Raw genomic sequence first — 14,859 nt, forward strand, 5'->3', positions numbered from 1 at the left:
ATCCCTTTACTAATTAAGTTATGGAATCAATCTGTGCCTTAATTGTTCGATAGACTTCCTCAATTTTTCGTTTATAGGGCAAATCCACTAAATCCAGTGAATCTGTATAGGCCATTTTTGCAATTTCATAGGCTGTTGTTAGCTCACCAAAATGGGCATAGCAAAGGGCTTTATAGGAAAAGCATTCATTCAAGCTTAAAATATCATATGGATGACTAATATAGATCGGTCTGTGTTTATATTGTTCGAATGCAGCCTTCGCCTCCTCATATTGTCCAAGTAAATATAAGGATTTTCCTTTTTCAGCATAATAAAAATTTGGATCTAGCTTGTCTAAATACTCATCGTGTCTAAGCTGATAAAAACGTTCTATTTCGATCAGAGCCTGCTCATAATTATAGCTGTAATTATTATAATAATGTGCCTTCAATACAAAGATAAAAGCATCAACCTCAACACGTTCAGCAAATGCCTGATATTGCTCCAGTTTCATAAACATATGATTGGTTTGTTCAAAATCACGATCAATCATGGCACAATAGGCACCAATTCTGTACATATTATCAATCTGATAGAACAGTTGGTTTTTATGAGCATTGGCAATCGTCTCTTGAATTAGTTTTTTCCCTTCCTCATGCTCACCAATTGCAAGTTGGAAAATACTTGTATAATAAGTCATTAATAAGGCATCACGAGAATCGAGCTGATAGTCCTCTTGTTCGATAATTTCCTTTGCCTGTAGGATACGATCGTAAGCTAATGTATATTGACGTTTTGCTGCTAAAATAGCCATCTCTAGGATAAAGGTTTTGAACCAATGACTGAGTAAATTAATCTCCTTAAAAATAGTGCGGGCTTGCTGAAGCGGGGCTTCCCATGTTGTTAATCCAGCTTCATACTGGGCATCTGCGTAAATATACAATAAACGGCCAGCTTCATAGCTTTGAGGCAGGCTCTCCACAGACGGCTTAATTAAATCGACAATTTCTTGATGATGATCAGCATCACCACGTTTTACTTCTGCAAATAAACTTTCAACCTGCTCTAATAGCTGGCGAATGGAGGATGGGGTTACTTCTTCCAGTAATGCACTAGCTTTTACACCTAAACGTTCAGCAATATAGTCAAGGCTTTCCATGGAAGGCTTGGCCTTATCATTTTCTATTTGGCTTAACATTCCTTTAGTTAGACGATCACCGGCAAGTGCCTCTAATGTTAATTTTTGATCTTTCCTTAATTTGCGAATTCGTGTGCCTAAAGAGTCCACTGCCTCGCCTCCTTTTGTTTAATTATATTAAACTTTTGCTTGCGTGAAAAGAGGGAGTTATGGTATATTTTGTTTAACCTAATTAAACTTTTTAATTTAGTTAAATAATGGAGGGGTTTAGATGAATGAAGCGGAAAAATTGAAAAAGGCGACCTATCACTTATGGACGTTCACGGCGAGTAAAATGATTGCCATGTTGGGAGCAAATGTCATGGCATTCGGTATTAGCTTGTATATTTTAGCGATGACTGGGTCGGCAATGAGTTTCGCTACCAATATGATTTGTTCAGTATTACCACGCGCACTTGTGGCACCCTTAGCAGGCTATGTCGCAGATAATTTTTCAAAAAAACGCACAATATTAATAGCACAGGCAGGAACCATTTTGACAGTAGGGGGATTACTGCTTTATACAGAAACAGTAGGAATGTCTGTTTATGCTATATACATAGCTACTGTTTTTAATACTATTTGCTCGGCCTTTTCTGGTGTAACGTTTTCATCTGCTATTGCCACACTTGTCAATCCAGAGCGATTACAACGTGCGATGTCATTTAACCAAATGTCAATGTCCGTAGCTGCAATTGGAGGACCAGTCGTTGGTGGTATGATGTATGGGTTTTTTAATATGGATGTGTTTTTAATGGTGAATATGGTGGCCTATGCGATTGCCTTTTGTTTAGAGGCAACAATGGACTTTAACCTTTATAGTACAAGAGGGGAAGATACGAAAAAAGAAAAGATGTGGGAAGGGCTGAAAAGTGGTTTTCATTATATCAAGCAACGAAACGTCATTAAGACCATTATGTGGGTAGCATTATGGATCAATCTATTCTTTTCTGCCATCGCTGTTGGAGGAACGTACATCATTATTGAATTGCTAAAAATAGAATCCACACACTTTGGCTTTATTGAAGCATCTGGTGCTTTAGGTATGCTCTTAGCATCCCTTTATTTCGCAACAAGACCTGAAGTAAAGGTACCTTTACGCTTTTCGAAAATCAGCTTATTACTATTGGCGGGAAGTGTCGGCTTAGCAGTCATCCCATTAGTCACTGATTTTTCTTATATAGCTATCGTGATCTTCTATCTCATCATTTACTTTATTTTCGCAATTTTTGAAATGGGAATAAATATGCCCATCGGTGTGTATATGCAAAAAATCATTGCGGAAGAGTATCGTGGGCGTGTTTTTGGGCTAATGGAAACGATGGCGATGTCTATGATGCCGATTGGTATGGTAGTCTATGGCATGTTATATGATACATTACCAGCAACTATTATTTTACCAGTAACGAGTGTCATTATTATTATCATTTCACTTGTGATGCTGCGCTCATCTATTTTAAAAGAGGCACATCCAGAGTATTATGAAAAAGCAGCTCTCCCAGAAGGGGTCGCGAACACCACAACTTAAAAGAACAGGCATGCGGTGAAATGCATGCCTGTTCTTTTACTGATCCTCAATGACAATATAGGTTGCTTGAATAGGGCCATGGACACCAACGATAAGAATCATTTCGATATCGGCTGAGTTACTTGGTCCCGTAACAAAGTTGATACAGGAAGCAATTTTTTCACCCTGACGGATTTTTTCACTAAGCCAACGAGCTGCCTGTGTCATGCGAGGCACAATTGTACTTTTAGGAATGAAAATGATTGACTTTTCAGGTAAAAAGCTAATGCTTCTCCCTCTATCTTTGCTACTAAAAAGCACGGCAGTTCCCGATTCTGCTAACGTCATTTCACTAATGGTTATCCCGATATTTGCTTTTTCAGCTTGACGGATATTTTCCTCAGGTTGCTGTGAATCCCATTCATAAAGCTGAATATTGGCTCGTGGCCATTGCTCGTTCATAAGTGCGGATAATCCGTAGTCTTGGAACCGTTTATCCTTCCATGTAATAACGGACTGACCTCCATAATTGTCAACAACATCCTGTAAAACCTCTGGAAGTGTGGCAGTGCTAGAAATGACAATATTGGTATGGATGTTGGTGCACTGCTTGATTAATATTTCTACCAATTCATCCTTTGTCGCATCTTTGAGCACACGATCCTGTGGCTGATACTGCCAAGTTGGTCTCGGAAGTTCTGTCTTAGGCGAACGCCCGAGCTGCTGCGCAATATTTGCTAAAAAGGTTTCTCGATGCTGAATCATACCAGTCATTATTGCCCGCCTCCTTTTGTACGATGCTTCATCCAGTCTCTAAAGCTGTCTTTACTTGGTGCAGGGAAATCCCTTGCCTCGGTCCATGCTTTTAGGGGGCCTGGTCCTTTAGAAATAGTCTTGTTTTTGGTAAATGGAGACATGGCAGGTGCAGCCATTCTTGTCGCCATTTTATAAAGGGTAGGGGAGGCAGCCCCTAGACCAAATGCCTTCATTAAAAGCTTTTCAGAGATAGGTGCCTTGCCCTCATTTTCAACAATGACCTGTCGATGGCGATGAATGAGCTGATGTAATGGTATTTTAACAGGGCATGCATCTGTACAAGCACCGCACAATGTAGAAGCATAGGGCAGTTCTTTAAAATCATCGTAGCCTCCTAAAAGTGGAGAGAGTACAACACCTACAGGTCCAGAGTAGATAGAGCCATACGTATGCCCACCAACATGACGATAGACAGGGCAAGCATTGACACAGGCAGCACAGCGAATGCATTGTAAAATAGGCTGGAATTCACTACCTAAAATAGCCGAGCGTCCATTATCGACAATAACTAAATGAAATTCCTCGGGTCCATCCGTATCCTCTTCGTCTTTTACGCCTGTTAACGTTGTAATATAGCTCGTTAGCTTTTGACCGACAGCACTTCTTGTTAATAAACTAACAAGGACCTCCATTTCTTCAAAGGTAGGAACTATTCTTTCCATTCCCATAACTGTGATTTGTGTTTTTGGCAGCGCTGTTACTAAATCAGCATTGCCCTCATTCGTAACGAGTGTAATGGATCCACTTTCAGCAATAGCAAAATTACAGCCTGTAATACCAATATCGGCTGTTAAATATTCCTGTCTTAATTTTTCACGTACATAAAGGGCAAGTTCCTCTGGCTTTTCTGTTTGACTGTAGCCTTGTTTTTCCTTAAAAACATCTCGAATTTGCTCCTTATTTTTATGCAAGGCTGGCGCCACAATATGCGAAGGGGGCTCGTGATCTGCCACCTGCAAAATATATTCACCTAGGTCTGTCTCAATCACTTCACAACCAAGCCCTTCTAAAGCTGTATTTAAGTTAATTTCTTCTGTCACCATTGATTTGGATTTCACAATTTTTGCCGCATTTTTCTTTATAGCAATGCTTTGAATATAGTCGGTTGCTTCCTGTGCAGTTTGCGCAAAGAACACATGCCCACCTCGTTTGGCAACATTTTCACTTAATTGATAAAGGTAATAATCAAGGTTTGCTAAAACATGCTTGCGAATTTCCTCTCCGTGAGAACGCCATTCTTCCCAATGTCCTAATTCCTCTGCTTGTTGAAGGCGGCGTGTTTGAAAACGTTCTTGGGCACTCGAAACCGCACGACGCATAAACTGATTATCTAGCTCTTTCGTGACACGTTGTTGAAACCGATCATCACTTGTTTTCATGGCCATGTTTATTTCCCCCTTTTATCGGCAATTTAACACTTCTGCAATATGCATCACTTTAATTGGCTTACCCTGACGTTGAATGCGACCACCGATATTCATTAAGCAGCCTGCGTCAGCTCCTATTAAAATGTCAGCGCCTGTTTCTTCCACGTTCAGTACTTTTTCATTGACCATTTCTCCAGAAATATTGCCCATTTTCACTGAAAATGTACCGCCAAATCCACAGCATCGATCCTTACCAGGGAGATCCACATAGTGCAAGCCCTTGACGTTCTTTAATAATTGGAAGGGTGCCTCTTTCACACCAAGTAATCTTGTCATATGGCATGACGTATGATAAGTAGCTTTACCTTCTAGATACGCTCCTACATCTTCTATCATTAATACGTTGACAATAAACTCTGTGAATTCATAGGTTTTAGCTGCTAATGCTTGCGCTTTTGGCTTCCATATGGGGTCTCCTTTAAACACTTCTGGATATTCCTTCAACATATAAGCGCAGGAACCAGAGGGAGAGACTACATATTCAGCATGCTCAAAGGCTGTGATCATTTTTTTTATCGCATTTTTTGATTCTTCGACATAGCCGCTATTGTAAGCAGGCTGCCCACAGCAAATTTGATCCTCTGGAAAGTCGATATCACAGCCTAGTCTTTCTAATACTTCCACAACTGCTTTTCCCACATCCCCTTGAAACATATCCACTAAGCAAGTGGCGAATAGTGTGACTTTCATATTCATCGCTCCTTTTATAAACAACTGGTCATCAGATGACTTATCAATAATTTAATCTTACAACAAATTTGAAAAAGTGAAAACGTTTTTTATGAATTTTCAGAAAAGAAAAACTACCTAGCGTGTACTAGGTAGTCTTTAGTGTGAATTGGATTCTGTTGTTTCGAAATATTGTAATAGCACTTTTTCAACGTTGCTTAAATGAGATGCCATTGCATGCTTGGCTAGCTCTTCATTTTGCTGTTTAATCGCGAGGAAAATCTGCATATGTTCATCATATAATTGTTCGCTCGTTGTTTTTTGTGAGTACAACCAAATTCGCCGTGTCTCTTTCATCGTTTCGATCATTAAACCAGAAATTTGATCTAAAATTGTAGTGAGTAGGGGATTTTGAGAGGCATTGGAAATAGCTGCGTGAAATTGATAATCTACTTTTTCTCCAAGCTCACCATCACCATGTGCCTGCTTCATATCCTCTAAAATTTGTACCATTGCTAGAATATCCTGATCTGTACGTTGGAGCGCTGCACGTCCTGCTGCTCCCACCTCAATAATTTTGCGCACTTCTAGTAAATGAGCGATATCCTGTCTATTCGTTAACATAGCTGTGGATAAAGGAAAGTCAAGCTGATGGGCTGGCACACTTTTGACAAACGTTCCAGAGCCTTGTTTGATTTCAATTAATCCCATTGCTTTTAAGGCAGATAATGCCTCCCGTACAGCGGAACGACTCACTTGTAATTGCTCGGCAAGCTGCTCAACTGAGTCAAGTCGATCACCTGGCTTTAGGACACCAGCTCGTATTTTGTCATGCAATATTTCGGATACTTCTTCATAGATCTTTTTTGGTCTAATCTTTCTTAATTCCAAGGGCTACACCTCTTTTTTTCGCTCATTTGCTATCATTATTATACATGAAAATAAGTCATTTACTCATGGTTTAACATGAACACTTTGTGTAGAGTAGAAGACTGTCGAAATTTGAGGAAAGAATAATAAACCTATAATAAGGTCATCTGATGACTTTATATCCAGATGATTTAAACGATGAGTATAAAATAAATAGTTTTTTACTATAACATGAGCGTGATAGTGTCTATGAAAAACAGAAGCTTCTTTCAACATTAATGACAAGCAATCGACACTGTCAAGAAAAAGGTAGAAAAATTAGCTATACTCTTTTTGAAAAGGGGGGAAGATTGGCGGATTTTGTTGACAGAAAATCAACAGGAGCGCATAATGCAGAAGGAGCTTGATGGGACTTCTCAAAAATCTCATCATTTTGCCATGAAACGTTCACAAACTAGAAGGGCGCTTTTTATTTTATTTTTTGGTACGATGGATGCAGTAACTGTAAGGAGCGAATAAAAAATATGGGATCTGATATTAACGTATTTTTAGCTTTTGGTGCAGGGTTCTTAAGTTTTATTTCACCATGTACTCTTCCACTATATCCAGCATTTTTATCGTACATAACGGGTATGACATTAGATGAGCTAAAATCCGAAAAAGGTATGCTACAAAAACGTGCCATTTTCCACACACTATTCTTTTTACTAGGCTTTTCCATTATCTTTATCATTATTGGACTAAGTGCTTCATATGCAGCAGAATTCTTCCTGAATTATCAAACATTATTACGACAGGTTGGGGCTATTTTAATCGTCGTATTCGGTTTAATGATTGTGGGATTATTGCAGATAGACTTCTTAATGAAGGATCGAAAGTTCCAATTTAAAAATAGACCATCTGGCTATTTTGGGTCTGTCTTAATTGGTATTGCCTTTGCGGCAGGTTGGACACCATGTACAGGACCAATCCTTGCATCGATTATCATGTTAGCAAGTACAAACCCAGGTGCGGGCTTTAGCTATATGTTTGCGTATTATTTAGGATTCGCCATTCCATTCTTCGTGCTATCTTTCTTCATTTCACGAATGACTTGGATTCGTACACACAGCCAGAAAATTGTAAAAATCGGTGGGTACATCATGATTGCCGTTGGGATTTTATTATTCTTTGATGGCTTAACGTATATTACACGCGTTTTACAGCCTATTTTCGGTGGATTTACAGGGTTTTAATTTGTTAAACTAAAGAGGCATACCGAACTTTAACGTGGAGGGAGATGAACATGTGCCTACAGTTTTAGTAGTAGATGATACGCTATTTATGCGTGTTGCAATCAGTAATATGTTTACAGAATGGGGTTATGAGGTAGTCGGTAAGGCAGTAAATGGTAAGGAAGCTGTGGCGATGTATCGAGAGTTACAACCAGATTTAGTCACAATGGATGTAACGATGCCCGTTATGACAGGTATTGCAGCCGTAAAAAAAATCATCCCAGAATTTCCAGATGCAAAAATCATTATGGTAACAGCATTAGGTCAGCAAAAATTAATCGTAGAAGCGATTGAGAGTGGGGCAAAGGATTTTATTACAAAGCCTTTCGAGCCAGAACGATTAAAGGCTGTTGCTGATCAATTACTTGGACAAAATTGTTAATTAGACATTAGAGGAGGATTTTTTTATGTTAAGCAGTATCCCTTCTCACTATTATGTTATAGGGTCGACCATTATGGCCATTCTTATGGGGTGCTTTGTGATGGTCATACGAATGAGAGCTTCCAAAATGCCGACAAATGAGAAGAAAATTATTATTCCACCAATAGCGATGTCCTCTGGTGCACTGATGTTTTTATTTGAACAATTCCGTGTACCACCAATGCAAATCTTAGAGGCGGCAGCTGTAGGAATGGTGTTCTCGACAATATTAATTGCTACTTCTAAATTTGAAGTAAAGGGTCGAGATATTTATTTAAAACGTTCAAAAGCATTCGCTTTTATATTAATCGGATTGTTAATATTCCGAGTGGTGGCGAAAATGATTTTAAGTAGCTCCATCGATGTCGGTGAATTAGCAGGTATGTTCTGGATATTAGCCTTTGCCATGTTAGTACCTTGGCGTATCGCAATGCTCATCCAGTTTAAACGTGTCAAAAAAACAATTCCAAAACTACACTAGTACTGAAGCTGGTGTAGTTTTTTTATGCTTTTAAGCGCGGGAGGAACTGGATAGCCTCATAAAAGTAGCGGATAGAGCAGCAAAGCGCGGAGATGAGTCCAAATGAAGAGGATAAAGCTAGCAAAGTGCAGGATAGTTTCATAAAAGTAGCGGATAGAACCTCAAAAGTAGCGGATAGAGCAGCAAAGCGCGGAGATGAGTCCAAATGAAGAGGATAAAGCTAGCAAAGTGCAGGATAGCCTCATAAAAGTAGCGGATAGAACTTCAAAAGTAGCGGATAGGGCAGCAAAGCGCGGATAGGAGTCCAAATGAAGAGGATAAAACTAGCAAAGTGCAGGATAGCTTCATAAAAGTGGCGGATAGAACTTCAAAAGTAGCGGATAGAGCAGCAAAGCATGGATAGAGGTCCAAATGAAGAGGATAAAGCTAGCAAAGTGCAGGATAGCCTCATAAAAGTGGCGGATAGAACTTCAAAAGTAGCGGATAGAGCAGCAAAGCATGGAAAGAGGTCAAAATGAAGAGGATAAAATTAGCTAAGTGCAGGATAGCTTCTTAAAAATACAGGTCAGGACAATATCGCATAGCTAAGTAAAAAACGCTGCACAAATCTTTGTGCAGCGTTTACTCATTCGAATAGATGTTCATAGGGGGAGATGTCAATTTGCATTTGCTCTAATTTTTTGCGTAAAAATTTGTGATCGCGTTTTGGTGTTGCTTGGATATAGCCGCGAATAATGAGGTCATTGTTAATGGCTGCTGCTTTTTCTTCTAATGCGAGCTCGCCAATTTTTCCTGCAATTTTTTCCTTAGCCACTTGTCTAAAAAGCTCAGGTACAGGGCTTACGAGTTCATAGAGTAATTCTTTTTCAGCTTGTCCCCACAAGTGAACGGTTTTATCTAAATAATATTCTTGCCAATCTAAATCTGATTTTCCATCCTGCTTTGGGAGTGCCTTTAAAAATTTGCGGAACATGAAGAATCCACCAATAGCCATCAATGAAATGAGGACGACAACCCAAAATAAAATAAACCATAAAAACCAACCTTGTAACAAATCGTTCACCTCTTTGCCTTCTCTCACTCTATTATAAAAGCTTCTGAAAAAAAATTCATCCTTAATGTCCCTTTTTTAGCAATTCGCCTTTATATAGTATGCAGAAGGGAGGTGATGCTACATGGCTAACGTTAACTTTGTAAATGCTACACTGCGTCTCAAATATGTGGATGGCTATGATGAGAATAATAAGCCTACGTTCACAACGAAATCGTATCGAAATATTAACAATACACATAGTGCGGACGATTTGTTAGCTGTTGCTTATGCCATTGCTAGTCTTTCATCACAGTCACTAGCTGGCATTGCGAAACAGGAAACACACGATTTATCTTAAGGAGGGATCACAGAATGACACAAGTTCTAGAATTGCAATTTGCCACAACTGATGGGAAAACGACAACCCTTTCGATTGAAGCACCGAAGCCGAATATCACGGTGACTGACATTCAGCAGGCAATGGCAACGATTATGGCTAAAAATGTGTTTACTGGGCAAGGTGGTGCACTGTCAGCCATAAAGGGAGCTCGTATTGTAGATCGTCAAGTCACAGAATTTGAAGTAGTAACAGAATAATTCAACAATGGTCTTTGCTACGAGAAGTGCAAAGACCATTTTTAACGTGAGAGAGGAGGAGAAGGATGGAACAGTGGTTGAACATGATATCCGATATCGGTTTTCCGATTTTAGTGTCATTTTATTTATTGCACCGCGTCGAAGTAAAGCTTGATGCGATTCATGCTGCACTCGTTTCATTAAAATGAAATGGATTTCACAAAGATGTACGAAAGCTGTCACTTAGAAGTTCTTGTCAACGCTTACAACCTACGTTAGGATGGGGATAGTGTAGGTTAGGGAGAGTGTTGACATGAAACGTAAATTAATAGGGCTAGTGCTGCTGTTAGCCTGTGCATCTGTGCTAGGCGCATGTGGAAACTCAAAATTTAAAGCAGATTATAGTCTAGAAATACCCGATTTTGAACATGTTAATCAACGTGGTGAAACGATTTCGCTTGAAAGCTTAAAAGGTAAGCCTTGGATTGGCATGTATATTTTCACAAACTGTGTGTCCATCTGCCCGCCCATGTCATTAAACATGGCACAAGTCCAAGAAAAGCTCCAGAAAAAAGGCGTAGAGGACTATAACATTGTTGCCTTTTCAGTAGATCCAGACGTTGATCAGCCAGATGTGTTAGCGGATTATCTTAGTAAATACAATGTTCCAGATGAATCTAAATGGAACCTTCTTACAGGATATTCACAGAAATATATCGAACAATTTGCGGTGAAAAATACAAAGATTTTAGTGAAAAACGACCCTAACAGTGACCAAGTCATTCATGGTAATCAATTTTTCTTAGTCGATAAAGATGGTATCCTCGTCAAAATGTATAATGGCTATGCTGAAAACATTGAAGATGTACCGATAGATACGATAGCTTCTGATATCGAAACATATATTGATGAAAATTTATAAAGTAACAGTAAACCGTCTCAAATGGTTGAGGCGGTTTTTTTATATTTTTCTATCTGGAAAAATAATCTTTTTCTGGTTGGGAGTCGTTTATAGTGTAGAAGGAGGGTGATGGCGTGTCTGATCATGAAAAATTCGAGCGGTTAATGGCTATACATACGGAGCAATTGTTTCGAATTGCTTATTACTATACAAAGGATTTACAAATAGCCGAGGATATTGTACAGGATGTGTTTATTAAGTTCTATCATCAAAAACACTATGAGGAACGAGGAGAGATGAAGGCATATTTAGCTCGCATGACAATCAATAAATGCAAGGATTATTTAAAAAGCTGGGCATACAGAAAAATAACATTTCAGCATAAATTTTTTACCAAACAAAAATCAACATTGCAGGACAAACTGATTCGTCAAGATGAACAAGCGCTGTTAGATGATGCTATTTTAAGCTTACCACTTAAGCCACGAGAAGCAATTGTCTATTTTTACTTGGAGGAGATGACGATTAAAGAGATTGCGGAGTTACTTGCGATTCCTGAAGGTACTGTGAAATCACGTTTAAAGAAAGGAAAGGAGCTATTAAAAGTAGAGTTACAACATATTGAGTGGGAGGTGCTTTTCCATGGATAAGCATACAATGCAGATACTACAAGATGTTTCAGCACATAAGGAAGCCATTATTCATAAGGTTCGACAACAAATTCAGCAAGAGCCTGTTATGTCCAAGCCGAAGTGGACATATCGTGTCGTTACGATGATGCTTACCTGCTCTATTTTATTATTCATTGCCTGGCAAGCCGCAAAACCGATGGATGAGCTGGCGACACAGGATGAAGGAGAAACACCTACATTCACGGATTTATTTCAAACAGAAGTGGAGGGAAAAGACACAGCATTCAGTAATTTTCTTCCACTTGCTAATTATTTAAGTCAGGCAAAAGATATCCAATATTATGCACCACTTCAAGGTTTAGAGGCAATGCAATCAGTAGCCACATCACTGGAGGATGTCGTTCATCTCACTGAACCTGAAAATTTACCATTTCAACCAAATATTCAGGAGGTCTATGCAATTTCAGCAAAAATGGAGGATGGTAGCCAACAAACGCAATTTCAATTTAGCTATAAAGAAAAATCCTCCACTGGGGTGGATTTACAATTTATTAATTTTACCGTGACAAATGTAAAGTATAATCCCTTAGCGAGCTATGTGAAGTCGAAAAGTATGGAAGAAACTTTAGGGATGAAAGTTTCGAATATAGGCTTAAATTTTATGAATCCCCTGTTTTATCGGGAGATGTCACCAGAACAAGGTTATGTATATACTTATTATAATTACGATGAGACGGATAAGCGAATCTTTCAAATGACTACTAGAGCCAATGAGTTTTATTCTTACTATAACGGCTATGTCTATCATATCGGGTATCAACTTGATGGAAACCCTCAGGAGGTTCAAGAAAAAATGGCGATCCTTGCAAGAGATTTTATTCTTGGCGAATAAGTCATGAGACATTTCAATTGAGCTATAATAGAATGATAGAAAAGAGGGATGGAGGTTCGACTATGACAATTGCACAAACCTATTTACAAGTTGTTCAGAAAAGATTTCAAAGTGTGAAAGAGCTAGGGGATAAAACGCTTGCCCAAATGGAAGAGGCACAATTGCACTGGGCATACAATGAAGAATCCAACAGTATTGCAGTGATTGTAAAGCATGTAAGTGGGAATATGATTTCCCGCTGGACAGATTTTTTAACGACAGATGGAGAAAAGCCAACGAGAAATCGGGATGATGAGTTTGAGGATAGTCTTCACACCAAAGAAGCAATTATCTCGGCTTGGGACAAGGGTTGGCAGGTGTTTTTAGAGGCCTTGGCGAGTTTGACAGAATCCGATTTACACGGGCATGTCACGATTAGAGGGGAGCGGCTAGCGATCATTGATGCTATTGAAAGACAAATGGCACACTATGCACAGCACGTCGGTCAAATCATTTATATCGCCAAATTGGTAAAGGGCTCTGATTGGCAAACACTCAGTATTCCTAAAGGACAGTCACAAGCTTTTACTGAAGCCATGCTAGATAAACATCAACGCTAAAGAAGAAAGATCGTAGCCAAGTAGTAGGTGCTACGATCTTTTTTCTGCTAAATAGAGCTTGTATAAGGCTGTTTCTAGGTCGGTCGCTTGAGCGAGTTCAAATGCCTCCTGCTGACTTCTATGATTTGTGATTATCTCATAGAAAAAGTGAATTAGAAACATGAGATTAGCATTACCCTCAATATAATCATCAGGAGCTAGGTAGGAATGACAGCCACTCTCTAAAAAGGCTGTCGCTAGCTGCTGCCAGCCTAATGTACAGCCTGCCGCAATGACCTTGACACCCTGTAGCTGACAATAGGTTAAGACATCTTGAGGTTCAAAATAGATACTCCTTGGTTCATTTTCTTCATATACCTCTTCTCCTAGCTCAGGCAGACAAAATCGCCCCTCATCGCCGTGAAAGTTTAATAGCAAATAATCCATTTTGTGAGGAAGATCATTTCCAGATAAAATATCAATTAAATCATTTGGTCTGCCAATTAAATCGAGTGTCACTCCTGCACCAAAGGATTCCAGTGCTGCTCGAATGGCCATGGATTCAAAATCACAGTCAGGACCAACTACTAAATGTACGTATAATTCTGGTCTACTCATACATCATCACCTCTATTTAAGTATAGCTGAAACTTATTAGCGTAGTAAATCGTATATGACAATAATTACTATAAATGTAAAGTGGTAAAGGAGGTGATAAAGTGTATAAGGGTGGTTATATTTATACACTTATTCTGGGCTTTGTTTTGATTATAAGCACACTACTACTCTTCATTTACAATGAAAGGCAGCGGGAGGAGCTAGTGCCGCTGCATACTCCTATTCAATCGATTAAAGAGGCTTGGTATTTGTCTGGAAGTAATGGCAAAGAGCACTATTTATATCCGATAAAGCAAGTATTCTATGTCGACCGCTATGAGGTGAAAGATACAGATCGCCTTCAGCAAGTATTACAAACTAAAAAGGACCTTAGCAGTCGACCAGCAGACCATGAAGCAGTAAGTGATTTATACATACGCTTCCATAATGGCAAGGAAACGGCCTTGAAAGTAATAGTCGAGGATGAACGATTCTTCCTAATGGATCAAAAAACAGGACGGTATTATGTACTGCAAGCACAAGAAGCTGAGGATTATTTTCATTTGTTAAATGATGAAAGCAAAATACCGTGGCTATTATTTATTGTTTATACAATTTTATTTTTTGGGCTTGTCTATATGCTTGCAAAGAAACTAGTAGCCACTAAATCCACAGAGAAAGAAAGCATGCCCTCCAATACGAAGGATAAAAGATCACTAGCAGATTCTATTTATCCAGCCATCTTACCGCTTATTATCACATTCTCTATGCAGATTTATGGGGCTCAACATAGCTTACTATTACTGAGTGCGATGATGCTGACTTCAGGCATGCGAGAGTTTTTAGAAAAAAGAGGTCATTTCTTGAAAATGCTCCTGCTTCTTCCGCTCTTTTGGTGTTATCTCTATGGTTTCCAAATGATTACTTCCTATTTCAACTAGTGAAATAGTGGATATTATTGTCAATAGCTTAGATGCGAAATTCTCATTATTGTTAAATTTTAGCGATAGTTTAGGAGGAGAAACATAG

General features: G+C 39.0%; 20 protein-coding genes. 13 read left to right on the forward strand and 7 right to left on the reverse strand.

From position 1 onward, the window contains the following. Positions 1 to 13: 13 nt before the first annotated feature. Entirely contained in the window at positions 14 to 1,267 is a 1,254-nt protein-coding gene (locus PSR12_RS08405; protein WP_221680788.1) for a helix-turn-helix domain-containing protein, read from the reverse strand. Between the two features lie 121 nt (positions 1,268 to 1,388). Here PSR12_RS08405 and PSR12_RS08410 point away from each other — a divergent pair, with 121 nt between their 5' ends. Beyond that, positions 1,389 to 2,684, forward strand: a complete 1,296-nt coding sequence (locus PSR12_RS08410) for an MFS transporter (RefSeq protein WP_221680789.1) — start codon at positions 1,389 to 1,391, stop codon at positions 2,682 to 2,684. A gap of 36 nt (positions 2,685 to 2,720) precedes the next feature. Here the strand turns inward: PSR12_RS08410 and PSR12_RS08415 are convergent, their stop codons facing one another. The 4 genes from PSR12_RS08415 to PSR12_RS08430 form a co-directional block, all read right to left on the reverse strand. Then, positions 2,721 to 3,437 (reverse strand): LutC/YkgG family protein, encoded by a 717-nt coding sequence (locus tag PSR12_RS08415; protein ID WP_274772621.1) that lies wholly within the window; start codon positions 3,435 to 3,437, stop codon positions 2,721 to 2,723. Beyond that, on the reverse strand, positions 3,437 to 4,864 hold the full coding sequence (locus tag PSR12_RS08420) for a LutB/LldF family L-lactate oxidation iron-sulfur protein (RefSeq protein ID WP_274772623.1): 1,428 nt from the start codon (positions 4,862 to 4,864) through the stop codon (positions 3,437 to 3,439). The genes PSR12_RS08415 and PSR12_RS08420 overlap by 1 nt, the downstream gene beginning before the upstream one ends. Positions 4,865 to 4,879: 15 nt before the next feature. Continuing rightward, the gene (locus tag PSR12_RS08425) at positions 4,880 to 5,596 is read right to left on the reverse strand and encodes a (Fe-S)-binding protein (RefSeq protein WP_274772625.1); all 717 of its coding nucleotides are present in this window, start codon (positions 5,594 to 5,596) and stop codon (positions 4,880 to 4,882) included. A gap of 138 nt (positions 5,597 to 5,734) precedes the next feature. Next, positions 5,735 to 6,466, reverse strand: coding sequence for a FadR/GntR family transcriptional regulator (locus PSR12_RS08430; RefSeq protein ID WP_274772627.1), 732 nt, complete (start codon positions 6,464 to 6,466; stop codon positions 5,735 to 5,737). Positions 6,467 to 6,835: 369 nt separating this feature from the next. Here PSR12_RS08430 and PSR12_RS08435 point away from each other — a divergent pair, with 369 nt between their 5' ends. Genes PSR12_RS08435 through PSR12_RS08450 form a run of 4 tightly spaced genes read left to right on the forward strand, consistent with a single transcriptional unit; the run spans position 6,836 to position 8,621 of the window. Further along, positions 6,836 to 6,964, forward strand: a complete 129-nt coding sequence (locus tag PSR12_RS08435; protein ID WP_257521834.1) for a hypothetical protein — start codon at positions 6,836 to 6,838, stop codon at positions 6,962 to 6,964. A 5-nt stretch (positions 6,965 to 6,969) separates the two neighbouring features. After that, positions 6,970 to 7,680 (forward strand): cytochrome c biogenesis CcdA family protein, encoded by a 711-nt coding sequence (locus PSR12_RS08440; RefSeq protein ID WP_016995208.1) that lies wholly within the window; start codon positions 6,970 to 6,972, stop codon positions 7,678 to 7,680. 34 nt (positions 7,681 to 7,714) lie between these two features. Continuing rightward, a complete protein-coding gene (locus PSR12_RS08445) occupies positions 7,715 to 8,101 on the forward strand; it encodes a response regulator (protein WP_004229473.1) in 387 nt (128 codons plus the stop codon). Between the two features lie 25 nt (positions 8,102 to 8,126). Then, positions 8,127 to 8,621: a CcdC family protein gene (locus tag PSR12_RS08450; RefSeq protein WP_274772632.1), complete on the forward strand. Its 495-nt coding sequence runs from the start codon at positions 8,127 to 8,129 to the stop codon at positions 8,619 to 8,621. 625 nt (positions 8,622 to 9,246) lie between these two features. On the opposite strand, the gene PSR12_RS08455 is transcribed toward PSR12_RS08450, so the two are convergent. Further along, positions 9,247 to 9,675, reverse strand: coding sequence for a DUF2621 domain-containing protein (locus PSR12_RS08455; protein WP_004229468.1), 429 nt, complete (start codon positions 9,673 to 9,675; stop codon positions 9,247 to 9,249). Between the two features lie 121 nt (positions 9,676 to 9,796). On the opposite strand from PSR12_RS08455, the gene PSR12_RS08460 reads away from it, so the two are divergent. The 7 genes from PSR12_RS08460 (at position 9,797) to PSR12_RS08490 (ending at position 13,254) form a co-directional block, all read left to right on the forward strand. Next, positions 9,797 to 10,012 carry a DUF1659 domain-containing protein gene (locus tag PSR12_RS08460; protein ID WP_221680794.1) on the forward strand — a complete coding sequence of 72 codons (216 nt, stop codon included), beginning with the start codon at positions 9,797 to 9,799 and terminating at the stop codon, positions 10,010 to 10,012. Positions 10,013 to 10,026: 14 nt separating this feature from the next. Then, entirely contained in the window at positions 10,027 to 10,251 is a 225-nt protein-coding gene (locus PSR12_RS08465; RefSeq protein WP_274772634.1) for a DUF2922 domain-containing protein, read from the forward strand. A 65-nt stretch (positions 10,252 to 10,316) separates the two neighbouring features. Then, a complete protein-coding gene (locus PSR12_RS08470) occupies positions 10,317 to 10,439 on the forward strand; it encodes a YvrJ family protein (RefSeq protein ID WP_004229459.1) in 123 nt (40 codons plus the stop codon). A 104-nt stretch (positions 10,440 to 10,543) separates the two neighbouring features. Then, positions 10,544 to 11,152 carry an SCO family protein gene (locus PSR12_RS08475; protein WP_274772636.1) on the forward strand — a complete coding sequence of 203 codons (609 nt, stop codon included), beginning with the start codon at positions 10,544 to 10,546 and terminating at the stop codon, positions 11,150 to 11,152. Positions 11,153 to 11,265: 113 nt separating this feature from the next. Continuing rightward, positions 11,266 to 11,781 carry a sigma-70 family RNA polymerase sigma factor gene (locus PSR12_RS08480; protein ID WP_221680797.1) on the forward strand — a complete coding sequence of 172 codons (516 nt, stop codon included), beginning with the start codon at positions 11,266 to 11,268 and terminating at the stop codon, positions 11,779 to 11,781. Further along, entirely contained in the window at positions 11,774 to 12,655 is an 882-nt protein-coding gene (locus PSR12_RS08485) for a hypothetical protein (RefSeq protein ID WP_274772638.1), read from the forward strand. Before PSR12_RS08480 ends, PSR12_RS08485 begins: the two co-directional genes overlap by 8 nt. A 62-nt stretch (positions 12,656 to 12,717) precedes the next feature. Next, entirely contained in the window at positions 12,718 to 13,254 is a 537-nt protein-coding gene (locus PSR12_RS08490; RefSeq protein WP_274772640.1) for a DUF1572 family protein, read from the forward strand. A 30-nt stretch (positions 13,255 to 13,284) separates the two neighbouring features. Here PSR12_RS08490 and PSR12_RS08495 read toward each other — a convergent pair whose 3' ends face one another. Beyond that, positions 13,285 to 13,851, reverse strand: coding sequence for a hypothetical protein (locus PSR12_RS08495; RefSeq protein ID WP_054550850.1), 567 nt, complete (start codon positions 13,849 to 13,851; stop codon positions 13,285 to 13,287). Positions 13,852 to 13,952: 101 nt separating this feature from the next. Here PSR12_RS08495 and PSR12_RS08500 point away from each other — a divergent pair, with 101 nt between their 5' ends. After that, positions 13,953 to 14,771: a hypothetical protein gene (locus PSR12_RS08500; protein WP_274772643.1), complete on the forward strand. Its 819-nt coding sequence runs from the start codon at positions 13,953 to 13,955 to the stop codon at positions 14,769 to 14,771. Positions 14,772 to 14,859: the final 88 nt, after the last annotated feature.

This window comes from Lysinibacillus sp. G01H (genome assembly GCF_028872195.1).
Taxonomy (GTDB): Bacteria; Bacillota; Bacilli; order Bacillales_A; family Planococcaceae; genus Lysinibacillus; species Lysinibacillus capsici.

Coding starts and splice junctions, on each gene's coding strand:
- PSR12_RS08470 (WP_004229459.1), top strand. CDS start 10,317: ATGGAACAGTGGTTGAACATGATATCCGATATCGGTTTTCCGATTTTA.
- PSR12_RS08490 (WP_274772640.1), top strand. CDS start 12,718: ATGACAATTGCACAAACCTATTTACAAGTTGTTCAGAAAAGATTTCAA.
- PSR12_RS08440 (WP_016995208.1), top strand. CDS start 6,970: ATGGGATCTGATATTAACGTATTTTTAGCTTTTGGTGCAGGGTTCTTA.
- PSR12_RS08420 (WP_274772623.1), bottom strand. CDS start 4,864: ATGGCCATGAAAACAAGTGATGATCGGTTTCAACAACGTGTCACGAAA.
- PSR12_RS08475 (WP_274772636.1), top strand. CDS start 10,544: ATGAAACGTAAATTAATAGGGCTAGTGCTGCTGTTAGCCTGTGCATCT.
- PSR12_RS08435 (WP_257521834.1), top strand. CDS start 6,836: ATGCAGAAGGAGCTTGATGGGACTTCTCAAAAATCTCATCATTTTGCC.
- PSR12_RS08460 (WP_221680794.1), top strand. CDS start 9,797: ATGGCTAACGTTAACTTTGTAAATGCTACACTGCGTCTCAAATATGTG.
- PSR12_RS08495 (WP_054550850.1), bottom strand. CDS start 13,851: ATGAGTAGACCAGAATTATACGTACATTTAGTAGTTGGTCCTGACTGT.
- PSR12_RS08450 (WP_274772632.1), top strand. CDS start 8,127: ATGTTAAGCAGTATCCCTTCTCACTATTATGTTATAGGGTCGACCATT.
- PSR12_RS08485 (WP_274772638.1), top strand. CDS start 11,774: ATGGATAAGCATACAATGCAGATACTACAAGATGTTTCAGCACATAAG.
- PSR12_RS08410 (WP_221680789.1), top strand. CDS start 1,389: ATGAATGAAGCGGAAAAATTGAAAAAGGCGACCTATCACTTATGGACG.
- PSR12_RS08415 (WP_274772621.1), bottom strand. CDS start 3,437: ATGACTGGTATGATTCAGCATCGAGAAACCTTTTTAGCAAATATTGCG.
- PSR12_RS08465 (WP_274772634.1), top strand. CDS start 10,027: ATGACACAAGTTCTAGAATTGCAATTTGCCACAACTGATGGGAAAACG.
- PSR12_RS08425 (WP_274772625.1), bottom strand. CDS start 5,596: ATGAAAGTCACACTATTCGCCACTTGCTTAGTGGATATGTTTCAAGGG.